At 69.4% G+C, this 22,458-nt stretch carries 20 protein-coding genes; 7 read left to right on the top strand and 13 right to left on the bottom strand.

Annotated features, from left to right (window positions below):
- Nucleotides 1–49 precede the first annotated feature (49 nt).
- Complete coding sequence (locus ACOYW6_RS08835; protein WP_423143098.1) at nt 50–838, top strand: FAS1-like dehydratase domain-containing protein; 789 nt, start codon at nt 50–52, stop codon at nt 836–838.
- Here ACOYW6_RS08835 and arfB read toward each other — a convergent pair.
- Genes arfB through pabB form a run of 4 tightly spaced genes read right to left on the bottom strand, consistent with a single transcriptional unit; the run spans nt 830 to nt 4,911 of the window.
- Nucleotides 830–1,237 carry an alternative ribosome rescue aminoacyl-tRNA hydrolase ArfB gene (gene arfB, locus ACOYW6_RS08830; RefSeq protein WP_423140960.1) on the bottom strand — a complete coding sequence of 136 codons (408 nt, stop codon included), beginning with the start codon at nt 1,235–1,237 and terminating at the stop codon, nt 830–832. The genes ACOYW6_RS08835 and arfB overlap by 9 nt on opposite strands.
- Nucleotides 1,230–1,922 (bottom strand): RluA family pseudouridine synthase, encoded by a 693-nt coding sequence (locus tag ACOYW6_RS08825; RefSeq protein WP_423140959.1) that lies wholly within the window; start codon nt 1,920–1,922, stop codon nt 1,230–1,232. The genes arfB and ACOYW6_RS08825 overlap by 8 nt, the downstream gene beginning before the upstream one ends.
- The gene (locus ACOYW6_RS08820) at nt 1,919–3,094 is read right to left on the bottom strand and encodes a pyridoxal phosphate-dependent aminotransferase (protein WP_423140958.1); all 1,176 of its coding nucleotides are present in this window, start codon (nt 3,092–3,094) and stop codon (nt 1,919–1,921) included. The genes ACOYW6_RS08825 and ACOYW6_RS08820 overlap by 4 nt, the downstream gene beginning before the upstream one ends.
- Complete coding sequence (gene pabB, locus ACOYW6_RS08815; protein WP_423140957.1) at nt 3,091–4,911, bottom strand: aminodeoxychorismate synthase component I; 1,821 nt, start codon at nt 4,909–4,911, stop codon at nt 3,091–3,093. The genes ACOYW6_RS08820 and pabB overlap by 4 nt, the downstream gene beginning before the upstream one ends.
- Nucleotides 4,912–5,015: 104 nt before the next feature.
- Between pabB and ACOYW6_RS08810 the strand changes: the two genes are divergently transcribed.
- The gene (locus ACOYW6_RS08810; RefSeq protein ID WP_423140956.1) at nt 5,016–6,590 is read left to right on the top strand and encodes a helicase HerA-like domain-containing protein; all 1,575 of its coding nucleotides are present in this window, start codon (nt 5,016–5,018) and stop codon (nt 6,588–6,590) included.
- 28 nt (nt 6,591–6,618) lie between these two features.
- Here ACOYW6_RS08810 and ACOYW6_RS08805 read toward each other — a convergent pair whose 3' ends face one another.
- The 6 genes from ACOYW6_RS08805 to ACOYW6_RS08780 form a co-directional block, all read right to left on the bottom strand.
- Entirely contained in the window at nt 6,619–8,016 is a 1,398-nt protein-coding gene (locus ACOYW6_RS08805; RefSeq protein WP_423140955.1) for a sensor histidine kinase, read from the bottom strand.
- Nucleotides 8,017–8,018: 2 nt separating this feature from the next.
- Nucleotides 8,019–8,765, bottom strand: coding sequence for a response regulator (locus ACOYW6_RS08800; protein ID WP_423140954.1), 747 nt, complete (start codon nt 8,763–8,765; stop codon nt 8,019–8,021).
- A 21-nt stretch (nt 8,766–8,786) separates the two neighbouring features.
- The gene (locus ACOYW6_RS08795; protein ID WP_423140953.1) at nt 8,787–9,407 is read right to left on the bottom strand and encodes an EF-hand domain-containing protein; all 621 of its coding nucleotides are present in this window, start codon (nt 9,405–9,407) and stop codon (nt 8,787–8,789) included.
- A gap of 184 nt (nt 9,408–9,591) precedes the next feature.
- Nucleotides 9,592–9,999 (bottom strand): cupin domain-containing protein, encoded by a 408-nt coding sequence (locus ACOYW6_RS08790; protein WP_423140952.1) that lies wholly within the window; start codon nt 9,997–9,999, stop codon nt 9,592–9,594.
- Nucleotides 10,000–10,002: 3 nt separating this feature from the next.
- Nucleotides 10,003–10,371 (bottom strand): VOC family protein, encoded by a 369-nt coding sequence (locus ACOYW6_RS08785; RefSeq protein WP_423140951.1) that lies wholly within the window; start codon nt 10,369–10,371, stop codon nt 10,003–10,005.
- Nucleotides 10,368–12,203, bottom strand: a complete 1,836-nt coding sequence (locus tag ACOYW6_RS08780; RefSeq protein ID WP_423140950.1) for an aminopeptidase P family protein — start codon at nt 12,201–12,203, stop codon at nt 10,368–10,370. The genes ACOYW6_RS08785 and ACOYW6_RS08780 overlap by 4 nt, the downstream gene beginning before the upstream one ends.
- A gap of 38 nt (nt 12,204–12,241) precedes the next feature.
- Here ACOYW6_RS08780 and ACOYW6_RS08775 point away from each other — a divergent pair, with 38 nt between their 5' ends.
- Both ACOYW6_RS08775 and ACOYW6_RS08770 read left to right on the top strand, forming a co-directional pair.
- Nucleotides 12,242–14,296 (top strand): S9 family peptidase, encoded by a 2,055-nt coding sequence (locus tag ACOYW6_RS08775; protein ID WP_423140949.1) that lies wholly within the window; start codon nt 12,242–12,244, stop codon nt 14,294–14,296.
- Nucleotides 14,297–14,318: 22 nt separating this feature from the next.
- A complete protein-coding gene (locus ACOYW6_RS08770) occupies nt 14,319–14,696 on the top strand; it encodes an acyl-CoA thioesterase (RefSeq protein ID WP_423143097.1) in 378 nt (125 codons plus the stop codon).
- Here ACOYW6_RS08770 and ACOYW6_RS08765 read toward each other — a convergent pair.
- Nucleotides 14,693–16,372 carry a diguanylate cyclase domain-containing protein gene (locus ACOYW6_RS08765; RefSeq protein WP_423140948.1) on the bottom strand — a complete coding sequence of 560 codons (1,680 nt, stop codon included), beginning with the start codon at nt 16,370–16,372 and terminating at the stop codon, nt 14,693–14,695. The genes ACOYW6_RS08770 and ACOYW6_RS08765 overlap by 4 nt on opposite strands.
- Nucleotides 16,373–16,453: 81 nt before the next feature.
- Nucleotides 16,454–17,584 (bottom strand): alanine dehydrogenase, encoded by a 1,131-nt coding sequence (gene ald, locus ACOYW6_RS08760; RefSeq protein WP_423140947.1) that lies wholly within the window; start codon nt 17,582–17,584, stop codon nt 16,454–16,456.
- A gap of 181 nt (nt 17,585–17,765) precedes the next feature.
- Between ald and acnA the strand changes: the two genes are divergently transcribed.
- The 3 genes from acnA to ACOYW6_RS08745 all read left to right on the top strand — a co-directional run bounded on the left by acnA (nt 17,766) and on the right by ACOYW6_RS08745 (nt 21,158).
- Entirely contained in the window at nt 17,766–20,441 is a 2,676-nt protein-coding gene (acnA, locus tag ACOYW6_RS08755) for an aconitate hydratase AcnA (protein ID WP_423140946.1), read from the top strand.
- An 85-nt stretch (nt 20,442–20,526) separates the two neighbouring features.
- Entirely contained in the window at nt 20,527–20,958 is a 432-nt protein-coding gene (locus tag ACOYW6_RS08750) for a hypothetical protein (protein ID WP_423140945.1), read from the top strand.
- Nucleotides 20,955–21,158 (top strand): helix-turn-helix transcriptional regulator, encoded by a 204-nt coding sequence (locus tag ACOYW6_RS08745; protein WP_423140944.1) that lies wholly within the window; start codon nt 20,955–20,957, stop codon nt 21,156–21,158. The genes ACOYW6_RS08750 and ACOYW6_RS08745 overlap by 4 nt, the downstream gene beginning before the upstream one ends.
- Here the strand turns inward: ACOYW6_RS08745 and ACOYW6_RS08740 are convergent, their stop codons facing one another.
- Entirely contained in the window at nt 21,159–22,454 is a 1,296-nt protein-coding gene (locus ACOYW6_RS08740) for an NRAMP family divalent metal transporter (RefSeq protein WP_423140943.1), read from the bottom strand.
- Between the last annotated feature and the right edge of the window lie 4 nt (nt 22,455–22,458).

Genomic DNA, 22,458 nt, shown 5'->3' with positions numbered 1-22,458 from the left:
CGACTGGATCGGGCGCGAGGAGACCCGCGCCGACCGGCTCGATGGCGGCATGGCCGCGCGTTGGTGCGCCACGCTGGACCGCGCGATGCCGCAGGACGGCACGATGCCGCAGGGCATCCACTTCTGCCTGTGCCTGCCCGATGCCCCCACCGCCGCGCTGGGACCGGACGGGCACCCGCGCCGCAGCGACGATCCCGCTTCGCTGCTGCCGCCGATCGCGCTGCCGCGCCGCATGTGGGCATCGAGCGCGATGACCTTCCACGCCCGGCTGCGCGTCGGCGAAGCGGTGACGCGCACCACGCGGGTCGCCGCCATCGACGAGAAACAGGGCGGTTCGGGCGCGCTCGTGTTCGTGCGGTTGCTCCACGAAACGAGCGGCCCGGCCGGGCTGGCGGTCAGCGAAGTACAGACGCTGGTTTACCGCGACGCACCGCCCGCCGGGTCCCCGCCTGTCCCCGCTCCGCCGGGCAGCGGCCACTTCGACGCATCGGCATGGGACGTTCACCGCGCCCTGACGCCCGAAGCGCCCCTGCTGTTCCGCTATTCGGCGCTGACCTTCAACAGCCACCGCATCCACTACGATTACCCCTACGTCACCGGGCAGGAAGGCTACCGCGGGCTGGTCGTGCATGGACCGCTGATGGCGACGCTGGTGCTCGATCTCGCGCAGCGCGAGCTGGGCGACAACGCGCTGAAGACGTTCCAGTTTCGCGCGATGTCGCCGGCCATTGCGGGCGAAATGCTGCACCTCGTGCTGCGGCGCGAGGGCGCAGCATTGAGGCTCGGCGCGTCCGCGGCTGATGGGCGCGAGGTGCTGCGCGCCGAAGCGTCAGTCTAGCTGCACCTTGCCGCGCCCGGCCTTGACCGTGCTGCGGATTTTCTTGCCCGCCAGCCGCTGGACTTTGCCGATGCGGTTGAGGCGCGACTTGGCGCGCCTGGCCGGCAGGTCGTGCGCGTCCTCGATCAGTTCGGCCAGCCGCTCGCGCGCGTCGGCGCGGTTGGCCTCCTGGGTGCGGAAGCGGCGCGCGGTCAAGACGATCTCGCCCTTGGCGGTCATCCGGCTGCCCGCCAGCGTGCGCAGCCGCGTGAAGACTTCGGGGGGGAGGCGCAGCGCATAGACGTCGAGCCGCAATTGCACCGCGGTCGCCACCTTGTTGACGTTCTGTCCGCCCGGCCCGGCGGCGGCGATGAAGCTTTCGCTGGCGAGGCTCAGCGCGCGGGTGGTCGCCTCACGCATCGGCGCCCGGCTGCTCGAAACCGAGCGCGCGGAAATCGTGCGGCATCTGCGCCGTCGCGGCGACCGGCGGCTTGCCCGCGCGAGCCAGGCTGAGCGCAAAGGCGTGCAGCATCGTGCGCCGCGCGCCGGCTTGCCCCTTGCCGTCGCCATAGACCGGATCGCCGACCAGCGGGTGGCCGAGGCCGTGTTCGGCGTGGATGCGGATCTGGTGCGTGCGGCCGGTCTCGGGCCGGAATTCGACCAGCGTCATCGCGCCGACTTCGGCCAGCTTGCGCCAGTGGGTGACCGACGGCTTGCCCTTCTTCGCCGCGATCATCCGCCAGCCTTTTTCCGCGCTGGAAATCTTGGTGAGCGCCAGGTCGATCGTGCCGGCTTCCTCCGCCACCGGACCGGCGACGATGCCGAGGTAGACCTTCTCGACCTCGCGCGCCTCGAACGCGGCGGCAAAGCGCTTGAGAGCCTTGGGATTGCGCGCCAGCAGCAGGCAGCCGCTGGTATCGGTGTCGAGCCGGTGCACCGGCACCGGGTCGCGCTGGAAGCCCAGCCTCAGGTTGTGCAGGTGATCGGCCAGGCTCTCACCGCCCTTGCGCGGCGTGTCCATCGGCAGGCAGGCCGGCTTGTCGACGATCAGCGCCTCGGCATCCTCGAACAGGATCGGGTAGTCGCTCTGGTGGTAGTCGCTCATTTCAGGGCCTTCGCAATGCGGCGCAAGGCCTCGTCAAGGGTGTCGTCTGCGGCGGCGAACGACAGGCGAAAACCGAACGGCCCGGCAAAGGCCGATGCGGCGACCAGCGCCACGCCGTGGTCGAGCAGGTGCAGGCACAGCGCCTCGTCGTCGCCGCCGAAGCGGGCGGCCAGCGGGGCGGCGTCGACCAGGCAATAGAACGCGCCCGCCGGGACCGGGGTCGACAAGCCGGGAATCGCGTTCAGCGCCGCGACCACGCGGTCGCGCCGTTCGCGCAGGCGCAGGCGCCAGTCGGCGAGAAAATCCTGCGGCCCGTCGAACGCGGCAACCGCGGCGGCCTGGCTGAGCGAGGCGGCGTTGCCACTGGCGTGCGACTGCAGCCGCGTCATCGCCGCGATCAGCCACGCCGGCCCGGTGGCGACCCCGATGCGAAAGCCGGTCATCGCGTGGCTCTTGGAGACGCCCGAAACGGTCAGCACCCGCTCCGCCAGGTCCGGGCGGACCACGGCCATGGTCGCATGCGCGGTGCCGTCATAGCGCAGCGGCGCATAGATATCGTCGGACAGGACCAGCACCTGCGGATGCGCGGCGATCACCTCGCCCAGTGCGGCGAGATCCGCCGCGGCGTAGACACCGCCGGTCGGGTTGCCGGGGCTGTTGAGCAGCAGCCAGCGCGTGCGCGGCGTGATCGCGGCGGCAAGCTGATCGGGGGTGATGCGAAACCCGTTCGCGGCCGTGGTTTCCAGCGGCACCACCGCGGCCCCGGCGAAGCGCGCGATTTCCGGATAGGACACCCACCACGGCGTCGGGATCAGCACCTCGTCGCCGGGGTCGAGCGTGGCGAGCAGCGCGAGGAAGATCGATTGCTTGCCCCCGGCGCTGACCAGTACGCGCTCCGCCTCGGTTTCGATGCCAAGGTCGCGCGCGAAGTGCCGCGCCGCCGCCTGGCGCAGCGCCAGCGTGCCGGGCACCGCGGTGTAGCGCGTCTGCCCATCGTCGAGCGCGGCCTTGGCAGCGGCGATGACGTGAGGCGGGGTGGGAAAGTCGGGTTCGCCCACCGAGAGCGCGATGACGTCGACGCCGGCGGCCTTCAGCGCCAGCGCGCGGTCGGTCATCGCGGTGGTGCGCGAGGCGGCGATACGGCTCAGCGCGGCGGACATGCGTTCGCTCATGCCAGCAGCCTGGCCCGGCACAGCCCGCGCACAGCGTTGCCGACCAGGAATCCGTCGGCCAGGTCATCCAGCGTCAGGTCGGCCTCGCGCGCGCGGCCCTCGGCCAGCAGCGAAGCGCGCAGCACGCCTGGAAGCAGCCCGCGCGCCGCGGGCGGTGTCAGCAGAACGCCGCCGCGCTCAAGAAAGATGTTGGCGATCGATCCCTCGGTCACCAGCCCGTCGTCGCGGACCAGGATCGCTTCCTCGCCGCCCTCGCCTTGCGCCGCGGCGCGGGCCTCGTCGTAGAAGCCGCGGTCGCTGGTCTTGTGGCGCAGGCGCCAGTCGCCGGGGTCGACCGGCAAGCGCAGCACGCCGCAGGTGACCGGCTCGGTCCACGGCTGGGGCAGGTTGCCCAGCTCGATCGCGAAGGCGCCGCTGCGCGCGGCGACCAGCCGCAAGCGGCCGGGCGCACGGCTGGCGAAACTCAACGCCTGGATGGCGTTGCGGATGGCATGGCGGTCAAGCGAAAAGCCCAGCTCCGCCGCGCTGGCCGACAGCCGGGCAAGATGAAGTTCGAGCAGCGAGATGCCAGCCTCGGGGGTGAAGCACATCGTCTCGATCAGGTCGAAGCCGCCGGCCGTCTCGCGCACGAATCCTCCCTTGATCACGGCTTCGCGCCACTCGGTCAGCCACTCGGAATCGGCGACGATCGCCGAACCCACGCCCAGCACGGCCTTGCCGCGCGCGGTCTCGCCCCCGGAATCCGCATCGGGTACCAGGCGCAGGGTGCGGATTGCCACGTTGAAGGCGGTATCGCCAGCCTTGCCTGCGCCGGTGGGCGGATCGATCCGTCCGATCGCCCCGCAATAGGGGCCGCGCGCATCGCGCTCGGCCTCGTCGATCAGCTCCATCGCGCGGATCTTGGGCGCGCCTGTGATCGAACCGCAGGGGAACAGCGCGCGCAGCAGCGCCGCCGCGCCGACGCCGGGCCCAAGCTGCGCGCGAACGGCGGTCGTCATCTGGTGGACGGTCGGATAGCTTTCCACCGCGAAAGGCGCCTCGACCCGCACCGACCCGGGCAGCGCGATGCGCGACAGGTCGTTGCGCAGCAGGTCGACGATCATCAGGTTCTCGGCCCGGTCCTTGGGCGATGCGGCCAGCTCGGCGGCGAGCGCGCGGTCCGCCGCCGGGTCGGCGGCACGAGGACGCGTGCCTTTCATCGGCTTCACGCGCGCTGCGCCGTCGCGCGCGGCGACGAACAGTTCGGGCGAGAACGACAGCAGCCACCGCGCACCGTCGAACACCGCCCCGCCATAGCCTGCCGCGGCGGCCGGGCGGATCGCGGCGTAAAGCGCCAGCGGGTCGCCCCGGAACGCGCCCGTAAGCGGGAAGGTGAGATTGGCCTGGTAGATGTCGCCCGCGGCGATGGCGTCTTCCATGCGCGCGAACGCGGCGCGGTAGCCGCCCGGCGACAGCGCCGGGTCGAGCGGGCCGATATAGGCCGGGCCGCCCCCCTGCGCGGCCAGCCAGGCGGGTACGTCCGCCGCGGCAATCGCCTCGAAACCGCCGAACGCGCCCATCCACACCAGCGGCCCGGCCGCGCCGCTGCGCGCATCGGCCAGGGGCGCCAGCCGCGCCTCCAGCGCAAGGCCGGCTTCGTAGGCGAAATACCCGGCAAGGTGGTGGCCGGCGGCGTGCAGCGCCTCCATCCGCGCCAGCGCCGCCGCTACCTCATCGGCCCGGCGCGCGACCACGACCTCGACGGGGTCGCGGTAGAGCCGGGCGGCGCTGGCGCCGTCGCGGCGGGCGTCGTCGAGAAGGACAAGGGGCGCGCGCATCGCACGGGCTTAGCCGCGCCGGCGCCATGCAAAAAGCCCCTCGCTTCACCGGGCGGCCGCGCTTATCCCTGTGCGGGACGAAGCGACGGCGAAAGGGCGCGACCATGGATTCGATTCTGCTCGGACTTGGCGAGGATGGCCAGCAGCAGCGCCTGCTGCTTTCGCGCGGCAACCGCCATGGCCTGGTCGCGGGCGCGACCGGCACCGGCAAGACGGTGACGCTGCAGACGATGGCCGAGCAGTTCTCCGCCGCCGGCGTCCCGGTGTTCCTGGCCGACGTGAAGGGCGATCTTTCGGGCATCGCGGTGGCCGGCAGCGACGCCATGGCGCACGCCGATTCGATTCGCGCCCGCGCGGCAGAGCTTGGCATTTCTGACTTTGCCTGGGCGGGCAATCCCGCGGTGTTCTGGGACCTTTACGGCGAACAGGGCCACCCGATCCGCACCACGATTTCGGAAATGGGGCCGCTGCTGCTGAGCCGCCTGCTCGGCCTTAACGAGACGCAGGAAGGCGTGCTGTCGATCGCCTTCAAATATGCCGACGACAACAGCCTGCTGCTGCTCGACTTTGCGGACCTGCAGCAGACGCTGGTGGCGGTGGCGGAAAATGCCAAGGACCTGTCGGCGCGCTACGGCAACGTCACCCGGGCCAGTGTCGGCACCATCCAGCGCCAGTTGCTGACCTTCGAAGGGCAAGGTGCGGATCGCTTCTTCGGAGAGCCCGCGTTCGAGATCAACGACTTCATCCGCACCGATTCAGCGGGTCGCGGCGTCATCAACATCCTGGCCGCCGAAACGCTGATGCAGCAGCCCAAGATGTACGCCACCTTCCTGCTGTGGCTGCTCTCCGAACTGTTCGAGGCGCTGCCCGAGGTGGGCGACCCGGCCAAGCCGGTGCTGGTGTTCTTCTTCGACGAGGCACACCTCCTGTTCGACGAGGCACCCCCCGCGCTGTTCGACAAGGTCGAGCAGGTGGTGCGCCTGATCCGTTCCAAGGGCGTGGGCGTCTATTTCGTCACCCAGAACCCGATCGACATTCCCGAAAAGATCGCCGGGCAGCTCGGCAACCGGGTCCAGCACGCGCTGCGCGCCTTCACCCCGCGCGACCAGAAGGCGATCCGCGCCGCCGCCGACACCTTCCGCATCAATCCCGGCCTCGACGTCGCTACCGCGATTACCGAGCTCAAGACCGGCCAGGCGCTGGTCTCGCTGCTTGATGCCGAAGGTGCGCCGGGGATCGTCCAGCGCACGCTGATCGCGCCGCCGCGTTCGCGGCTGGGGCCGATCACCCCGCCCGAGCGCGGCGCGATCCAGGCGCAAAGCCCGTTCTCTGGCAAGTACGACACGGCGATCAACCGCGAATCGGCCGCCGAAGTGCTTGCCCGCAAGAGCGAGGATGCCGCCGCTGCCGCGCAGGTCGTTCAGGAGCAGGGGCCTGAGGTACAGCGCGCCCAGCCGCGCCGCACCACGTCGATGTGGGAGCGCGCCGGCAAGGCCGCGATGGGCGCGGCGGCGGCTTCGGCGGGCACGATGGTGGCGCGCCAGATGACCGGCCGGCGCAGCGGCGGATCGCCGATGGCATCGGCCGCGGCCGCCGCGGCGGGATCGCTCGGCACGGCACTTGGCGGCGCGATGCTGGGCCGCTTCGCCCGCGGAATTCTCGGCGGTCTTCTGCGCTAGGTATCGCTGACCGGCGGTTGGAAGCGGCCTAGACCGGCAAGCGCAGCGTCGCGGTCAGCCCGGCGATGGCGCCGTCGGCACCCCGCCGGTTGGCCAGCGTCAGCGTGCCGCCGTGCTGTTCGGCGATCGCGCGTGCCAGCGTCAGGCCCAGGCCTGCCCCGCCGGTTTCCGAGTTGCGCGAGGGATCGCCGCGGGTGAACGGCTCCATCATCCCCTCGATCCGTTCTTTGGGTATGCCGGGGCCATCGTCTGCCACGGTGATCGCGGCCTCGCCGCCGTCTCGCACCAGCGCCACGCGCGCGCCGCCGGCATAGCGGACCGAATTCGACACCAGGTTGCGCAGCGCCCGGCGCAGCCAGGTGGCGCGGATCGGCGCGACGATGCGCTGGGTCTCTTCCAGCGTCACCGGCTCGCCCATGTCCTCGTATTCCTCGCAGACTTGCGCCACCAGCGCGGCCAGTTCGGTCGGCTCGCGCGGGTCGCTGGGGCGACCGACCCGCGCCAGGCTGAGGATGTCGTCGAGCGTGCGGGTGATGTCCTCGATCGTGGCGGCCATCCGCGCACGCTCGGCATCGTCCTCGACGCTTTCGATGCGCACGCGCAGCGCTGCCAGCGGCGTCTTGAGGTCATGCCCGATGGCGCCGAGCATGACGTCCTTTTCATCCAGCAGCGCGGCCACGCGGTGCTCCATCGCGCCTTGTGCGGCGATCAGCCGGCGCACGTCGTCGGGGCCTTGCGGGGCCAGCGGCGGAGCAAGCCGGGCCTGGGCATTGCGGGTGTCGCCGAATGCCTCGACGCGGCGGGTCAAAGCCGCCAGCGGCCCCGTCACGCGCCGCACCACCAGCGCGATGGCGCCCAGCAGCAGCGCGTAAAGCAGCAGCGTCTGCGCGCCGAAGGTCAGCAGCAGCATCCGGTCGGCGCGCGGGGCCAGGATGCGGGTGACGAGCCAGCCGCCCTCGGGCCGCTCGATCGCGGCGACGATCACTTCCGCCGGCATCCGGCGCGGCTGCCCCAATACGTTGGTGCCGGCGGCAAAGCGGCGCGCGGTCTCGGGATCCTGGCTTGCCGGGCGGTGGACGACGACGACATCGCCGACATCGATCTGGCCCGACAGGATGCGGCGCAGCTCCGCCTCCTCGTCGGCGACGCGCGATTCGCCGGGCAGGATCGGGGTGTCGGGGCGGATCTGCACGCGCCCGTGCGGGCCCATGCGCGGCCCGTGGCCGCCGGCGCCGCCATCGGCCAGCGGCGTCCCCGCCAGCCGCACCGCGGCGGCGTGGACAAGCGCGGCCTCGCGCCGCTCCGCCTGCGAACGCCAGATCAGCGCGGCGCTGATGCCCTGCGCCAGCAGCACGGCCAGCGCGATGCCCAGCATCAACTGGCCCTGAAGGCTGCGGGGGTGCAGGCTGCGCGGATGAAGCGTCACGCTCAGTCGTCCAGCGGAACCCGCCGCACATCGGCGGCGAGCATGTAGCCGCCGCCCCACACGGTCTGGATCAACGTGGGATTGCGGCTGTCCCGCTCGACCTTGCGGCGCAGGCGGCTGACCTGGTTGTCGACCGCGCGGTCGAACAGATGGGCTTCGCGGCCCTGGACCATGTCGAGCAGGCGGTCGCGGTCCAGGACCTGGCGCGGATGATCGAGAAAGGCGACGAGCAGGCGGAATTCCACCGACGAGATCGACACCAGCGCACCTTCGGGATCGATCAGGCGGCGCTTGACCGGGTCGAGCTTCCAGGCGTCGAACAGATAGGCCAGGTCCTCGCCCGCCGCCGCGCCCGCGCCCTTGGCCGCGCGGCGCAGCACCGAGCGGATGCGGGCGACCAGCTCGCGCGGCTCGAACGGCTTTACGACATAGTCGTCGGCGCCGATCTCAAGGCCGACGATGCGGTCGGTCGCCTCGCCCTTGGCGGTGATGAAGATCGTGGGAACCGCGTGCGTCTCGACCAGGTGGCGGCACAGCGACAGGCCGTCCTCACCGGGCATCATGATGTCGAGCAGGACGAGGTCGAAGGGTTCGTCGCGCAGTTTCGTGCGCGCTTCGGCGGCACTGGACGCCTCGACCACGACGAACCCCTGGCGGGCCAGATAGGCCGCCAGGGGTTCGCGCAGGCTGCCCTCGTCGTCCACGAGGAGCAGCTTGGTCGGCGCTTGCGCGGGCGCAGGTTCGGTCATGCCTTCGTCTGCGCCTTTCGGTTACGCGGCCGGCTTGGCGGCGCGCTTGGCCTGCCACTGGGCCTTCATCGCGGCGTGCGCGGCCTGGCGCTCGGCCGGGGTCAGCGAACCGTCGTGGTTGGTGTCGCCGGCATCGAAGCGGGCGAGGGCGCCGGCGACGAATTCGTCCTTGGTCACGACGCCGTCACCGTTGGCATCGGCCATCTTGCCCATGCCGCCGTGCTGGCCGCCCATCTTTCCGCCCATGCGGTGGCCGCCCATCTTGGCGTGGTCCATCCCGGCCATGTCGCCGCCGGCCATATTGCCACCGGCCATCCGGGCGTGATCGCCGCGCCCGCCGCGATCCTTGTGGGCGGCGTCGAGTTCGGCCGGCGAAAGCTGGCCGTTCTTGTCGGTGTCCATCCTGGCGAACATCTCGGCCTTGCGGGCCGAACGGTCGGCCTGGTCGAGCTTGCCGTCGTGGTTGGCATCCATGCGGTCGAACATCGCGGCGGTGCGGGTCTGCACGTCGGCGCGGGTCATCGTCTTGTTGGCCCAGTCACCGCGCTGGTGCGAAGCAGTGGCGGGGGCGTTCTGGGCGACGGCGGTGCCGGCGACAGCCAGGGCGGCGATCGACAGGCCGAGGGTGAGGGTCTTTTTCATGGCGTAACGAACTCCAGGTGAAGGTGTCGAAGCCGCAGCTGCCGGGTCAGGGAGGGGATACCGGATGGCCGCTGCGGCTTCGTTGCTGTCCTTCTAGGCGGGTGTTGTCGCGCAGGTATGCCGGGGGCGGCCGTTTTTGTCGCCAATTGTCGCGCCGCGGCCGGCGCATTCATCGCCGTGCAAGTCACGCCGCGGATGGCTGGACGCGGGGCCGGTGTTCGGTGCCCAGCCCGGCGGTAATGAACAGCACCGTTGCCGCCCCCGCGACATCGGCCGTGTGCCAGGTTCCGGGCGGATTGATCGCGTAGTCGCCGGCGTTCAGCACGACTTCGTCGCGGGTGCCGTCGCCATGCTCCTGCAGCAGCGTGATCGTACCGGCCAGACACGCCACCACTTCGTCACCCGCCGGGTGCATCTCCCACGCATCCCACGGCTCGGTAAAGGTATAGAGCGCCACCAGGCGCCCTTCGGCGCCGTCACCGGCGTGGCGCCGGGCATAGTCCTCGTACCACGCCATGCCGGTGAATTCGGGCTGTGCCGCGGCGCTGGCGCCAAGCCCGAGGTGGACCGGATGGGTGAACAGCGAAGGCACGGCTCAGCCCATCACGAAGGCGTTGAGCTTGTTGCCGTCGGGATCGCGGAAATAGGCGGCGTAGAACCCGTCTCCGCGGGCGCCCGGGGCGCCTTCGTCAGTGCCGCCGTTGGCCAGTGCGATTTCATGGATCCTGCGGACCTGCGCCTCGTCGCGGGCCTCGATCGCCACCATCGTGCCGTTGCCCACGCACGCGGGCTTGCCATCGTAGGGAACCGTCAGGCCGATCCCCGCGCCGCCGCCCGGCGTGCCCCAGGCGATGAAGTTGCCTTCCTCCATCATCCGCCCGGTTCCCATCTCGGCCGCGATCGCGTCGTAGAACCGGGCGCCGCGGGCAAGGTCATTCGTGCCCAGGGTGACATAGCCGATCATGCCGCGCCTCCCGCCAGCGGTGCGCAGGCAGCGTCGAGCCAGGCGCGATCGGCGCCCGTCAACTGCGACCCGAGGATGTCATGGCAGCGCGCGTGATAGGCATTCCACCACGCGATCTCGTCTGCGGTCATCAGCGCCAGGTCGACCAGGCTGCGGTCGATCGGCACGTAGGTCAGCGTCTCGAAGCCCAGGAACGGCCCTTCCGCGCCCGGGATCGCACGCTCCTCGACCAGCACCAGGTTCTCGATCCGGATGCCGTAGTCGCCGCTTTTGTAATAGCCCGGCTCGTTGGAAAGGATCATCCCGGCCATCAGCTCCTGTCCGGTGCCGGCCTGCCCGGCCGACGCCTTGGCGATGCGCTGCGGGCCTTCGTGGACAGCCAGGAAGCTGCCCACGCCGTGGCCAGTGCCGTGCGCATAATCCAGTCCCGCCTGCCACAGGAACTGGCGCGCAAAGCTGTCGAGCTGGCTGCCGTTGGTGCCTTGCGGAAAGACCGCTGTGGCCAGCGCGATGTGGCCCTTGAGCACGCGGGTGAAGCGGTCCTTGACCTCGGCCCGCGGCGCCTCCGGGCCGATCCACACGGTGCGGGTGATGTCGGTGGTGCCGTCGGCGTACTGCCCGCCCGAATCGACCAGGTAGACGCTGTTGGGTTCGATCGTGCGGTTCGATTCCGCGTCGACGCGGTAATGCGGGATCGCCGCGTTGGGCCCGGCGCCCGAGATCGTGTCGAACGACAGGTCGCGCAAGCGGCCGGTCGCCTGGCGCCGCTCCATCAACGCGGCGGCGGCGCTGAGCTCGGTCTGATCGCCCTTCGGCGCGGCTTCGCCCAGCCAGCGCAGGAACTGCGACACGGCAGCCCCGTCGCGCGCCTGCGCGGCGCGGTGGCCGGCCTGCTCGACCGGGTTCTTGATCGCTTTCGCCAGCACGGTGGGGTCGGTCGTCGGCACCAGGATCGCGCCGGCGTCCTTCAGGGCGGCAAAGATCGCCGCGACCGAACGCTCGGGATCGACGGCCACGCGCATGCCCGCCAGCTTCAAAAGGTCGGACACGAAGCGGTCGCGCGGTTCGACGCGCACGGCATTGCCAAGGTGCGCGGTCAGCTCGGGCGTGACCTTGGCGGGATCGATGTAGAGCGCGGCAGTGCCGTCGGCATGGATGATCACGAACGACAGCGTCACCGGCGTGCGATCGACATCGGCGCCGCGGATGTTGAGCAGCCAGGCGACCCCGTCGAGCGCCGAGACGACCGCGGCGTCGAGCCCTCGCGCGGCCAGCCACTCGGCAACGTCGGCGCGCTTCTGCTGGCTGGAGGCGCCGGCGTGCTCGGCGGCGTGGATCGTCGCCGGGGCCAGCGACGGTTCGGGGCGGTCCGCCCAGATCGCGTCGATCGGATTGCTCTCCACCGCGACCAGTTCGCCGCCGGTGTCCGCCAGCGCCTTTGCGGCGGCCTTGGCCCAGCCGCTGCCGTGCAGCCACGGGTCGTAGCCGATCCGCGCGCCCGCAGGCGCCTTGTCGGCCAGCCAGGCGGCAACGCTGGTCTGCGGCACCGACTGGTATTCGAACAGCTTGTCCGAAACCTGCTCGCGCACCTGGATCGTATAGCGCCCGTCGACGAAGATCGCCGCGCCGGGCCCATCCCGTGGCTCGGTCAGGACCGCGACCGTGCCGGCCGAACCGCCGAAGCCCGACAGCCAGGCGAGGCGCTGCGCATAGCCGCCGACGTACTCGCTCATGTGCTCGTCCGAGATGGGAACGACGAAGCCGTCCAGCCCCCGCCGCTTCAGTTCCTCGCGCAGCGCGGCCAGGCGGGCCTCATGAGTGTGCATCAGCATCGCTTGCAGTCCTTTCACCGGCAACATAGGCGCGGGGGATGACACTTGCCACACCTCCGATCGCGCTCAAACGTCCCTCGACCGTGTCGTACCACGGCCAGACCGTGACCGACGATTACGCCTGGCTGCGCGATCCCGGCTATCCCGAGGTCGCCGACCCGGTGATCCTGGGGCACCTGGCCGCCGAGAACACCTGGTTCGAAGCGCGCATGGCGCCGCAAAAGGGCCTGGTCGACACGCTGTTCAAGGAGATGCGCGGCCGCATCAAGGAAGCCGACAGGTCGGTCCCGCAAAAGGACGGTGATTACCTCTACTGGATCGAATTCGCCGAGGGCGCCGAATACAAGACCTGGTGGCGGCGGCCGGTTGCCGGCGGCGCGGACCAGCTGATCCTCGACGAGACGGCGCTTGCCGAGGGCAAGGACTACTTCCGCCTCGGCGCGTTCTCGGTCTCCACCGACGGCAAGCTGCTCGCCTACGCCGTCGACGACAACGGCTCGGAACGCTTCACGGCGCGGATCAAGGACCTCGCCACGGGCGAACACCTGCCCGACGAGATCCCGGGTACGCTCTCGGCGCTGACCTGGGTCGCAGGCGACAAGGGCGTGGTCTACAGCCTCGCCAACGCCAACTGGCGCACCGACAACGCCCGCCTGCACTGGCTGGGCCAGCCCGTGAGCGACGACGTCGAGCTCTACCACGAGGATGACGAGGGCTTTCGCGTCGGCGCCGGCATCTCCGCCGACGAGCAGTGGATCGTCATCGGCAGTTCCGACCACGAGACCAGCGAGGTCCGCCTGGTCCCCGCCGCCGATCCGCTCAGCCCGCCGGTGCTGGTCAAGGCGCGGGTCGCAGGCGTGGAATACGATGTCGACGTGGCGGGCGAGACGCTGTTCGTCCACGCCAACGACAGCCACGAGAACTTCCGTATCGCCACCGCGCCGCTGGCCTCGCCGGGAAACTGGACCACGCTGATCGAGGGCACCGACGACAGCTACCTGACCGGCTTCGAGCTGTTCCGCGACTTCTGGGTCGCCGAAAGCCGCGTGCGCGGGCTCGACCGGATCGAGGTGCGCTATTACGGCGACCCCGAGCGGGTCGAGGCGATCGCGTTCCCCGAGGCCAGCTACGACGCCGGGCTGGGCGACAATCCCGAATTCGCCACGCAGGTCCTGCGGCTGTCCTACGAATCGATGGTCAGCCCGGCGACGGTCTATGATTACCATGTCGCCGAACGCCGCCTCGAGGTGCTCAAGGTCCAGGAGATTCCCTCGGGCTATGACGCCTCGCTCTATGCCACCGAGCGAGTGGAGATCGCCGCGCGCGACGGCACCGCGATCCCCGTCTCGGTGCTCTACCGCAAGGACCGCAAGAGCCCGGGGCCGCTCCACCTCTATGGCTACGGCGCTTACGGCATCGCCATCCCGCCGGGCTTTTCGACCACGCGGCTGAGCCTGGTCGACCGCGGTTTCGCTTATGCCATCGCCCATATCCGCGGCGGCGACGACCTGGGACGCGCCTGGTACAAGGGCGGCAAGCTGGCGCAGCGCACAAACACCTTCACCGATTTCGTCGACGCCGCGCACGGGCTGATCGACCGCGGGCTGACCCAGGCGGGGCGCATCTCGATCTCCGGCGGCAGCGCCGGGGGCGAGCTGATGGGGGCAGTGATCAATTCCGATCCCGCGTTGTGGGGCGCGGTCGTGGCGCACGTGCCCTTCGTCGACGTGCTGGCGACGATGCTCGATCCCTCCTTGCCGCTGACGCCGGGCGAATGGCCGGAATGGGGCAACCCGATTCTGGACGCCGCGGCCTTCGCCACGATCCGCGGCTACAGCCCGTACGACAACGTGACCGCGCAGGGCTATCCGCCGCTGCTCGTCACCGCCGGGCTCAACGACCCGCGCGTCACGTACTGGGAGCCGGCCAAGTGGGTCGCCCGCCTGCGCGAGATGAAGACCGACGACAACGAGCTGCTGCTCAAGACCAACATGGGCGCGGGCCATGGCGGCAAGTCCGGGCGGTTCGAAAGCCTGCAGGAAACCGCCGAGGAGTTCGCCTTCATCCTCTGGCAGCTCGGCCTGGCCGGATAGGAGACGCGCGGTGGCCTTCAGGATGACCTTCACCGCGGCGGACCAGCACATCGACGAGCTTGGCCACGTCAACAACGCGGTCTGGATCGGCTGGGTGCAGGACATCGCGGTGGCGCACTGGATGGCGGTGGCACCGCAGCAGCACCAGGACGCCTATGTCTGGGTGGTGACCCGGCACGAGGTCGACTATCGCGGCAATATCAAGGTGGGGGAAACCGTCACGGCCGAGACGTTCATCCCCGATCCGCCCAGCGGCGCGCGCTTCGACCGCCGCGTCGATTTCCGCGACGCGGCCGGCAAGGTCATCGTCTCGGCGCGCACGACCTGGGCGATCCTCGACAAGGAAAGCGGCCGGCTGATCCGCGTGCCGAGGGACGTTGCCGCCCCGTTCGGCTTCTAGGCGGCGGCGCGCCGGTCGCCGGTCCGCCGGTCGACGAAGCTCTGGATGCGTTCGGTTACGCCGCGGTTGCGGCCGGCGCGCTTGGCTTCGTAAAGCAGGCGGTCGCAGTGGGCATACAGCGCGGCGAAGTCGCCATTCAGGCGCCCGCCGGCCTGCTCGACCAGCCCCATCGATGCCGTTACCACGCGGTCCAGGCCATGTACTTCGGCAGCGATCCGCAGCGGGATGGCGTTGCGGCGGTGCTCGGCCCGCGCCGCCGCGTCGGGGCCGCGCAGCAGCAGCAGGAATTCCTCGCCGCCGATGCGGAACGCGTGCGTATCGCTGTCGTTCGCCAGGGCCTGCGCGGTGGCGCTCAGCACCGTGTCGCCCACGCTATGTCCGAAGCGGTCGTTGATCTCCTTGAAGCGGTCGAGGTCGATCACCGCCATGGAGCGGAAGCCGTCGGCATACAGCGTGGCGAAACGGGCTTGCAGCGCGCGGCGGTTGAGCAGGCCGGTCAAGGGATCGCGGTCTGCAACTTCGCCTAGCTTGCGCGATTCGAACACCGCATGGTCGCGCTGGAAGCGCAGGATCATGAACCGGTCGACCACGCCGAGCGCGGTGATCACGATTTCGATGATGATCGAAGCATGCTGCTCGAGACGGAGATCGAGCGGGGTTGGGCTGGCGCCCAGGACGCTGAAGACGCGTCCCAGGGCCACCAGGATCAGGGGCGTCCAGGCGATCAACTGGTACCGCACCGCGCGGCTGCCGCGCAGCAGCGCCGCGATCATCGTCCACCCGAAAATGATCGGCACGGGGAGGAACGAGGCGTAGTACAGCGGGACGACCAGCGCGCGCATGGAATCGCCGGCCACGATGTAAAAACTGCTGCAAATGACCGCCCAGGGCACGCACAGGAACAGCAGGCGGCGCTCAAGCGGCGACATCCGTCCGGGCTCGACGAAATCGCGTGAGAACAGCGCCGCGGCGGCAATGCCGCCTGCGAAAGTCAGCACGGACGCGGTGTTGAGCCAGTAGACCGAGACAGTGGCGATGCGGTTGATCAAGCCCGACGTCAGCAGCGTCTGCGACAGCATGAAGATCACCGCCAGGGTGTGCCACAGCAGGAACCGTTCGCGCAGGACCCGGTAGAACGCCAGGTTGAACAGCAGCGGCGCGCACAGCAGGCCGCACATCGCCGCCATCGCCAGTTCGAATTCGGTGTCGCCGGGCGTGGCATCGGTCGATGCGGCCAGCTGCGCGCGTGCCAGCATGTTGACGTGGCGCGGCTGGTCCACTTCCATCTCGACGCGGGCGATGGGCGCCGCAAGACGGGGCAGCGCTGTGCGCATCAGCCACGATCCCGGTGCCGGTTCCATGTCGGCCTCGGTCACGCGGCGCGACGCGCGGCTGCCGTCGCGGCCGATGACGGTGATCGTCGCCGCGGCGAACCGGGTCGTGCGGGTCACCAGTTCGTGGGGCTGGGGGTTGCCGGCGGGGACCAGGATGGAAACCATGACCCGGTCCGGACCGATCGTGGCCGCGGCCGGGTCGCAGCGCCAATGCGGGGTGGCGCCGCCCGGTTCCGCCGCGGCAAAGCAGCGCACGGGGCTGTCCGCGGCAATCGCAGGCAGCGACCACAGCGCCATCACGGCGACCAGCGCCGCCCAGATCCATGCGATCCCCCGATCCATCGGACCGGCGTAGCCGCAAACCTTTAAATGGCCGTTAACCGGTGGGCTTCGCCCCCTACAGGCGAAATTCCGCGCTCCGCGTCAGCCGCGCAGCACATCGGCCACCGGGCGATGCGCATAGCCCAGTTCCTCGGCCACGGCCTGGTACGTGACCTGCCCTTCGTGGACATTGAGGCCCTCGGCAAGGTGCGGATCGGCCGCCAGCGCCGCCTTCCAGCCGCGGTCGGCGATGCGCAGGGCGTGCGGCAGCGTGACGTTGTTGAGCGCGTACGTGCTGGTGCGCGCCACAGCGCCGGGCATGTTGGCAACGCAGTAGTGGACCACCCCGTCGACCACGTAGGTCGGGTCCTGGTGCGTGGTGGCGTGGCTGGTTTCGAAGCATCCGCCCTGGTCGATGGCAACGTCGACCAGCACCGCGCCCGGCTTCATGCACTTCAGCATGTCGCGGGTGACCAGCTTGGGCGCCGCTGCGCCGGGCACCAGGACCGCCCCGATGACCAGGTCCGCGTCGCAGATTTCCTGCTGGATGTTGGCCTGGTTGGAAAACCGTGTCTTGGCGCGGCTTTCGAAATGGATGCCGAGCCGTTCCAGCACGTCGGGATCGCGATCGAGGATGGTGACGTCGGCGCCCAGGCCGACCGCCATCTGTGCGGCGTTGAAGCCGACCACGCCGCCGCCGATGACCACGACCTTGCCCGGCAGCACGCCCGGCACGCCGCCCAGCAGCACGCCGCGCCCGCCGTGCGCCTTTTCCAGCGCGGTCGCGCCGGCCTGGATCGACATCCGGCCAGCGACCTGGCTCATCGGTTTGAGCAGCGGCAGGCTGACCTGCCCGTTCTGGCCCGGCCCGGTGACCGTCTCGTAAGCGATCGCGGTCACGCCCGAGGCGATCAGTTCCTTCGTCTGTTCCGGATCGGGGGCCAGGTGCAGGTACGTGTAGAGGATCTGGCCCTTGCGCAACATCGCCCGCTCGACCGCTTGCGGTTCCTTGACCTTAACGATCATCTCGGCGCCGTCGAAGATGGTCTTCGCGTCGGGCTGGATCGTCGCGCCGGCGGCCTTGTAATCCTCGTCGCTGGCACCGATGCCCATGCCGGCACCGGTCTCGACCCAGACTTCGTGGCCGTGGAGAACCAGCTCGCGCGCCGATTCCGGGGTCAGTCCGACCCGGTACTCGTGGTTCTTGATCTCGCGAACGGTACCAACACGCATGACTCGATGCTCCTGCAATATCGTTTCGCCCTTAAGCGCATTTGTTGCGTCGGCCAAGATGCCGCGAGCGCACGCGCGCCCGCTTACTTGACCTCGCGCGCCCGAGCGCGCATCGGGCGCGCGACTTCGCCGCGTTGCACCGCAGCACGCGCAGGACCGCCCAAGCAGGGAGACATACCGGATGAGCCAGGTCGGACAGGACACTCTCGGCACGCGCAGCACGCTGTCGGTCGGGGGCAAGGATTTTGCCTATTACTCGCTGAAGAAGGCTGCGGCCCGTTACGGCGACGTGTCCCGCCTGCCTTATTCGATGAAGGTCCTGCTGGAGAACCTGCTCCGCTTCGAGGACGGCGGCTTCACCGTCTCCACCGCCGATATCCAGGCGATCGTCGACTGGCAGAAGAACCCCGGCGGGCCGCAGGCGGAGATCCAGTATCGTCCCGCGCGCGTGCTGCTGCAGGACTTTACCGGCGTGCCCTGCGTGGTCGACCTTGCCGCGATGCGCGATGCGATCGCGAAGCTGGGCGGCGACACCAGCAGGATCAACCCGCTGGTGCCGGTCAACCTGGTGATCGATCACTCGGTGATGGTGGATGAATTCGGCCACCCCAAGGCCTTCGAAGAAAACGTCGAGATCGAGTACCAGCGCAATTTCGAGCGTTACGATTTCCTCAAGTGGGGCTCCAAGTCGCTCAACAATTTCTACGCCGTGCCGCCGGGCACCGGCATCTGCCACCAGGTCAATCTCGAGAATATCGCCCAGGCGGTGTGGACGAGCGAGGATCCGTCGGGCGTGACGGTCGCCTATCCGGATACCTGCGTCGGCACCGACAGCCATACCACGATGATCAACGGCCTGGGCGTACTGGGATGGGGCGTTGGCGGGATCGAGGCCGAGGCGGCGATGCTGGGCCAGCCGGTCTCGATGCTGATTCCAGAGGTCGTCGGTTTCAAGCTGACCGGCGCGCTGGCCGAGGGCGTCACCGCCACCGACCTCGTCTTGACCTGCACCCAGATGCTGCGCGCCAAGGGCGTGGTCGGCCGCTTCGTCGAGTATTTCGGCCCCGGCCTCGCCTCGCTGAGCCTGGCCGACCGCGCGACGCTGGCCAACATGGCGCCCGAATACGGCGCTACCTGCGGCTTCTTCGGCATCGACGACAAGACGATCGAATACATGCGCCTGACCGGGCGCGAGGACGATCAGATCGCCCTCGTCGAGGCCTATGCCAAGGAGCAAGGCCTGTGGATCGAGCCCGGCCACGAGCCGATCTTCACCGACACGCTCGAACTCGACATGGGCAGCGTCGTACCCAGCCTGGCCGGGCCCAAGCGCCCGCAGGACAAGGTCGCGCTCACGCAGGTCGACGACGTTTTCAACACCGACCTTGCCGAAGTGTACAAGAAGCAGCAGAGCCGGGTTCCGGTCGATGGCAAGGACTTCGACCTGGGCGACGGCGACGTCGTGATCGCTGCGATCACCAGCTGCACCAACACCTCGAACCCCGGCGTGATGGTCGCTGCCGGGCTGGTGGCCAAGAAGGCCAACGAAAAGGGCCTCAAGCCCAAGCCCTGGGTCAAGACCAGCCTGGCGCCCGGCTCGCAGGTGGTGACCGACTATTTCGTCAAGGCCGGCCTTCAGCAGCACCTCGACGCGATCGGGTTCAACCTGGTCGGCTACGGCTGCACCACCTGCATCGGCAATTCCGGCCCGCTGGCCGAGCCGATCTCGAAGGCGATCAACGACAACGGCCTGGTCGCCGCGGCGGTGATCAGCGGCAACCGCAACTTCGAAGGCCGCGTCAGCCCCGACGTGCGCGCCAACTTCCTCGCCAGCCCGCCGCTGGTCGTGGCTTACGCGCTCAAGGGCACGGTGATCGACGATTTCGTCAACACCCCGATCGGCACCGGCACTGACGGCGTTGACGTCTACCTCAAGGACATCTGGCCCACGAACGAGGAAGTGGCCGCGACGATGGCAAGCTGCGTCGACCGCTCGATGTTCCGCGCCCGCTATGCCGACGTCTACAAGGGCGACGCACACTGGCAGGCGATCGACGTGACCGGCAGCGAGACGTACCAGTGGCGCGCCGGCAGCACCTACATCGCCAACCCCCCGTATTTCGAGGGCATGACGATGGAGCCGGCGGCGATCGAGGACATCGTCGAGGCGCGCCCGCTGGCGATCCTGGGCGATTCGATCACGACCGATCACATCAGCCCGGCCGGCTCGATCAAGGCCGACAGCCCGGCCGGCAAGTGGCTGCAGGAGCACCAGGTCGCGCGCGCCGACTTCAATTCCTACGGCGCCCGCCGCGGCCATCACGAGGTGATGATGCGCGGCACCTTCGCCAATATCCGCATCAAGAACGAAATGGTGCCCGGCACCGAGGGCGGGATGAGCCGCGTCGGCACCGACGTCATGCCGATCTACGACGCAGCGATGGCGTGGAAGGCGCAAGGCGTGCCGCTGGTGGTCATCGGCGGCAAGGAATACGGCACCGGTTCCAGCCGTGACTGGGCCGCCAAGGGCACCAACCTGCTGGGCGTGCGCGCGGTGATCGTCGAAAGCTTCGAGCGTATCCACCGCTCCAACCTGGTTGGCATGGGCGTGCTGCCGCTGCAGTTCAAGGACGGGCAGGACCGCAAGTCGCTGCAGCTGAGCGGCGACGATACCTACACCATCACCGGGGTCGCCGACCTGCAGCCGCGCCAGGACGTGACCGTCGAGGTAACCCGTCCGGACGGCAGCAAAACCAGCTTCACGGCGCTGTGCCGCATCGATACCGCCAACGAGCTGGAATACTTCCGCAATGGCGGCATCCTCCACTACGTCCTGCGCAAGCTTGCCACCGGGTAACCGCCTGCGCCTGACGCCCCTGTAACCTTGACAGGCTTGTAACCCATAGGTTACTTGTAACGCATAGGTTACAGGGGAATTCGTCATGTCCGATATCGAAACCGCCGATCGGCTCAGCCGCCGCCGCGCCCGGATGCTGCCGGTGCTGGGGATATTCTTCCTCACGCAGCAGGCCGCCTTCTTCAGCAATCCGCCGGGTGAGCGCGCGGTCGATCACGTCCGCATCGGCGCCTGGGTGCTGATGACGGGGGTGCTCCTGGCCGCGCTGGTCACAGGCGGCGCCTGGTTCCGCTCGCGCGAGGTTCGCGACCTGCTCAACGACGAGGTCACCCGCGCGCACCGCGCCGCCGCGCTGTCGTTCGGGTTCGTTGCCACGATCGTGGCCGGGATGCTGCTCTACGTGTTCGAACCGGTGACCCGCTTCAGCACGCACGAGGTCCTGCACCTGGTGGTCAGTGCCGGAATCGTCGCCGCGCTGGTGCGCTTCGGCATGCTGGAACGCCGCGCGCATTCGTGAGCGAACTGGAAAACTCGCTGCGCGAATTGCGCGAAAAGGCCGGGCTTACGCAGGGGCAGCTGGCCGAACTGGTCGGCGTCAGCCGCAAGACGATCAACACGGTCGAGAACGGCATCTTCGTCCCCTCGACCGTGGTCGCGCTCAAGATCGCGGCCGCGCTGGGCCAGCCGGTCGAGGCGCTGTTCCGCCTGACCGGCTGATCACGCGCCGATAACGGTGAAGCCCAGGAACAGCGCCGAAGCCGCGATCATCACCGCGGTGGCCGACCAGCCGGCGGTCCGTTGCCAGCGCGAGATGGTGACCCGCCCCATGGCGCGGCGGTTGCCGACGATCAGCATCATCACCACCATCAGCGGACCGGCAAGGATGCCGTTGACCACCGCCGCCCAGTACAGCGCCCGCGCCGGATCGATGCCGATGCTGCTGAGCGACGCGCCGGCCAGCGTCGTAACCGCGATCGTCCCGTAAAACAGCCGCGCCGACAGCGGCTTGGCATCGAGGCTGCCGGCGATCCCGGCCATCTCGGTGACGGCATAGGCTGCCGACCCGGCCAGGACCGGCACCGCCAGCAGCCCGGTGCCGATGATCCCCGCGGCGAACATCGCAAAGGCGAAGGGACCGGCGATCGGGCGCAGCGCCTCGGCCGCTTGCGACGATGTCGTGATGTCGCGCACGCCGCTGGCGTGAAGCGTCGCGGCCGTTGCAAACACGATCGCCAGGGAGATGATCGTGCTGAACGCCATTCCGATCAGCGTGTCGAGCCGGATGCGTCTCAGCTCGGGCCCGGCCTCGCGTGCGGTCAGGCACAGCGGCTTGGCATGGTGGCGGTGCTGCTCCTCGATTTCCTGTCCGGCCTGCCAGAAGAACAGGTAGGGGCTGATCGTGGTGCCCAGGATCGCGACGAAGGCGGTGGCGTAGGCCGCGTTGAACTGCAGTTCGGGCACCACCAGCGATCGCAGCGCGTGCAGCCACGGCACGTTTGCCACGGCGACCACGGCGACATAGGTGAACAGCGACAGCGTCGTCCATTTCAGGATCGCGGCATAGCGCTGATAGCTCAGCCCGATCTCCAGCACGATGCAGACGATCCCGAACAGCAGCGTGTAGATCGCCGTCTTGCCGCCGATCATCAGCGTCAGCGCCGCCCCCATCGCGGCCAGGTCGGCGCCCAGGTTCACCACGTTGGCGACCAGCAGCAGCGACACCATCAGCCACAGCAGCGGGCGGGGATAGTGCCGGCGCAAATTGCGGGCGATGCCGGCCCCGGTAACGCGCCCGATCTCGGCGGCGATCTGCTGGATCGACACCATCAGCGGGTAACTGAGCACGAACGTCCACGCCAGGCCGTAACCGAATTCCGCGCCGACCTGGCTGTGCGTGCCGATGCCGCTGGGGTCGTCGTCGGCCGCGCCGGTGATCAGGCCGGGTCCAAGAACCCTGAACAACCGGCGCAGGCCGGCCGGCGGCCCGTCATCGGTGTGGCTGGCGGCGGTCATGTGC

It is taken from the genome of Parablastomonas sp. CN1-191, assembly GCF_049354825.1.
Lineage (GTDB): Bacteria > Pseudomonadota > Alphaproteobacteria > Sphingomonadales > Sphingomonadaceae > Novosphingobium.
This window is presented reverse-complemented; position numbering and strand designations above follow the sequence as displayed.

Bases quoted from the DNA above. Each gene is read 5' to 3' on its own strand.
- ACOYW6_RS08835 (WP_423143098.1), top strand. From the start codon at position 50: ATGGCCGCGCGTTGGTGCGCCACGCTGGACCGCGCGATGCCGCAGGAC.
- arfB (WP_423140960.1), bottom strand. From the start codon at position 1,237: ATGCGTGAGGCGACCACCCGCGCGCTGAGCCTCGCCAGCGAAAGCTTC.
- ACOYW6_RS08825 (WP_423140959.1), bottom strand. From the start codon at position 1,922: ATGAGCGACTACCACCAGAGCGACTACCCGATCCTGTTCGAGGATGCC.
- ACOYW6_RS08820 (WP_423140958.1), bottom strand. From the start codon at position 3,094: ATGAGCGAACGCATGTCCGCCGCGCTGAGCCGTATCGCCGCCTCGCGC.
- pabB (WP_423140957.1), bottom strand. From the start codon at position 4,911: ATGCGCGCGCCCCTTGTCCTTCTCGACGACGCCCGCCGCGACGGCGCC.
- ACOYW6_RS08810 (WP_423140956.1), top strand. From the start codon at position 5,016: ATGGATTCGATTCTGCTCGGACTTGGCGAGGATGGCCAGCAGCAGCGC.
- ACOYW6_RS08800 (WP_423140954.1), bottom strand. From the start codon at position 8,765: ATGACCGAACCTGCGCCCGCGCAAGCGCCGACCAAGCTGCTCCTCGTG.
- ACOYW6_RS08795 (WP_423140953.1), bottom strand. From the start codon at position 9,407: ATGAAAAAGACCCTCACCCTCGGCCTGTCGATCGCCGCCCTGGCTGTC.
- ACOYW6_RS08785 (WP_423140951.1), bottom strand. From the start codon at position 10,371: ATGATCGGCTATGTCACCCTGGGCACGAATGACCTTGCCCGCGGCGCC.
- ACOYW6_RS08780 (WP_423140950.1), bottom strand. From the start codon at position 12,203: ATGCTGATGCACACTCATGAGGCCCGCCTGGCCGCGCTGCGCGAGGAA.
- ACOYW6_RS08775 (WP_423140949.1), top strand. From the start codon at position 12,242: ATGACACTTGCCACACCTCCGATCGCGCTCAAACGTCCCTCGACCGTG.
- ACOYW6_RS08770 (WP_423143097.1), top strand. From the start codon at position 14,319: ATGACCTTCACCGCGGCGGACCAGCACATCGACGAGCTTGGCCACGTC.
- ACOYW6_RS08765 (WP_423140948.1), bottom strand. From the start codon at position 16,372: ATGGATCGGGGGATCGCATGGATCTGGGCGGCGCTGGTCGCCGTGATG.
- ald (WP_423140947.1), bottom strand. From the start codon at position 17,584: ATGCGTGTTGGTACCGTTCGCGAGATCAAGAACCACGAGTACCGGGTC.
- acnA (WP_423140946.1), top strand. From the start codon at position 17,766: ATGAGCCAGGTCGGACAGGACACTCTCGGCACGCGCAGCACGCTGTCG.
- ACOYW6_RS08750 (WP_423140945.1), top strand. From the start codon at position 20,527: ATGTCCGATATCGAAACCGCCGATCGGCTCAGCCGCCGCCGCGCCCGG.
- ACOYW6_RS08740 (WP_423140943.1), bottom strand. From the start codon at position 22,454: ATGACCGCCGCCAGCCACACCGATGACGGGCCGCCGGCCGGCCTGCGC.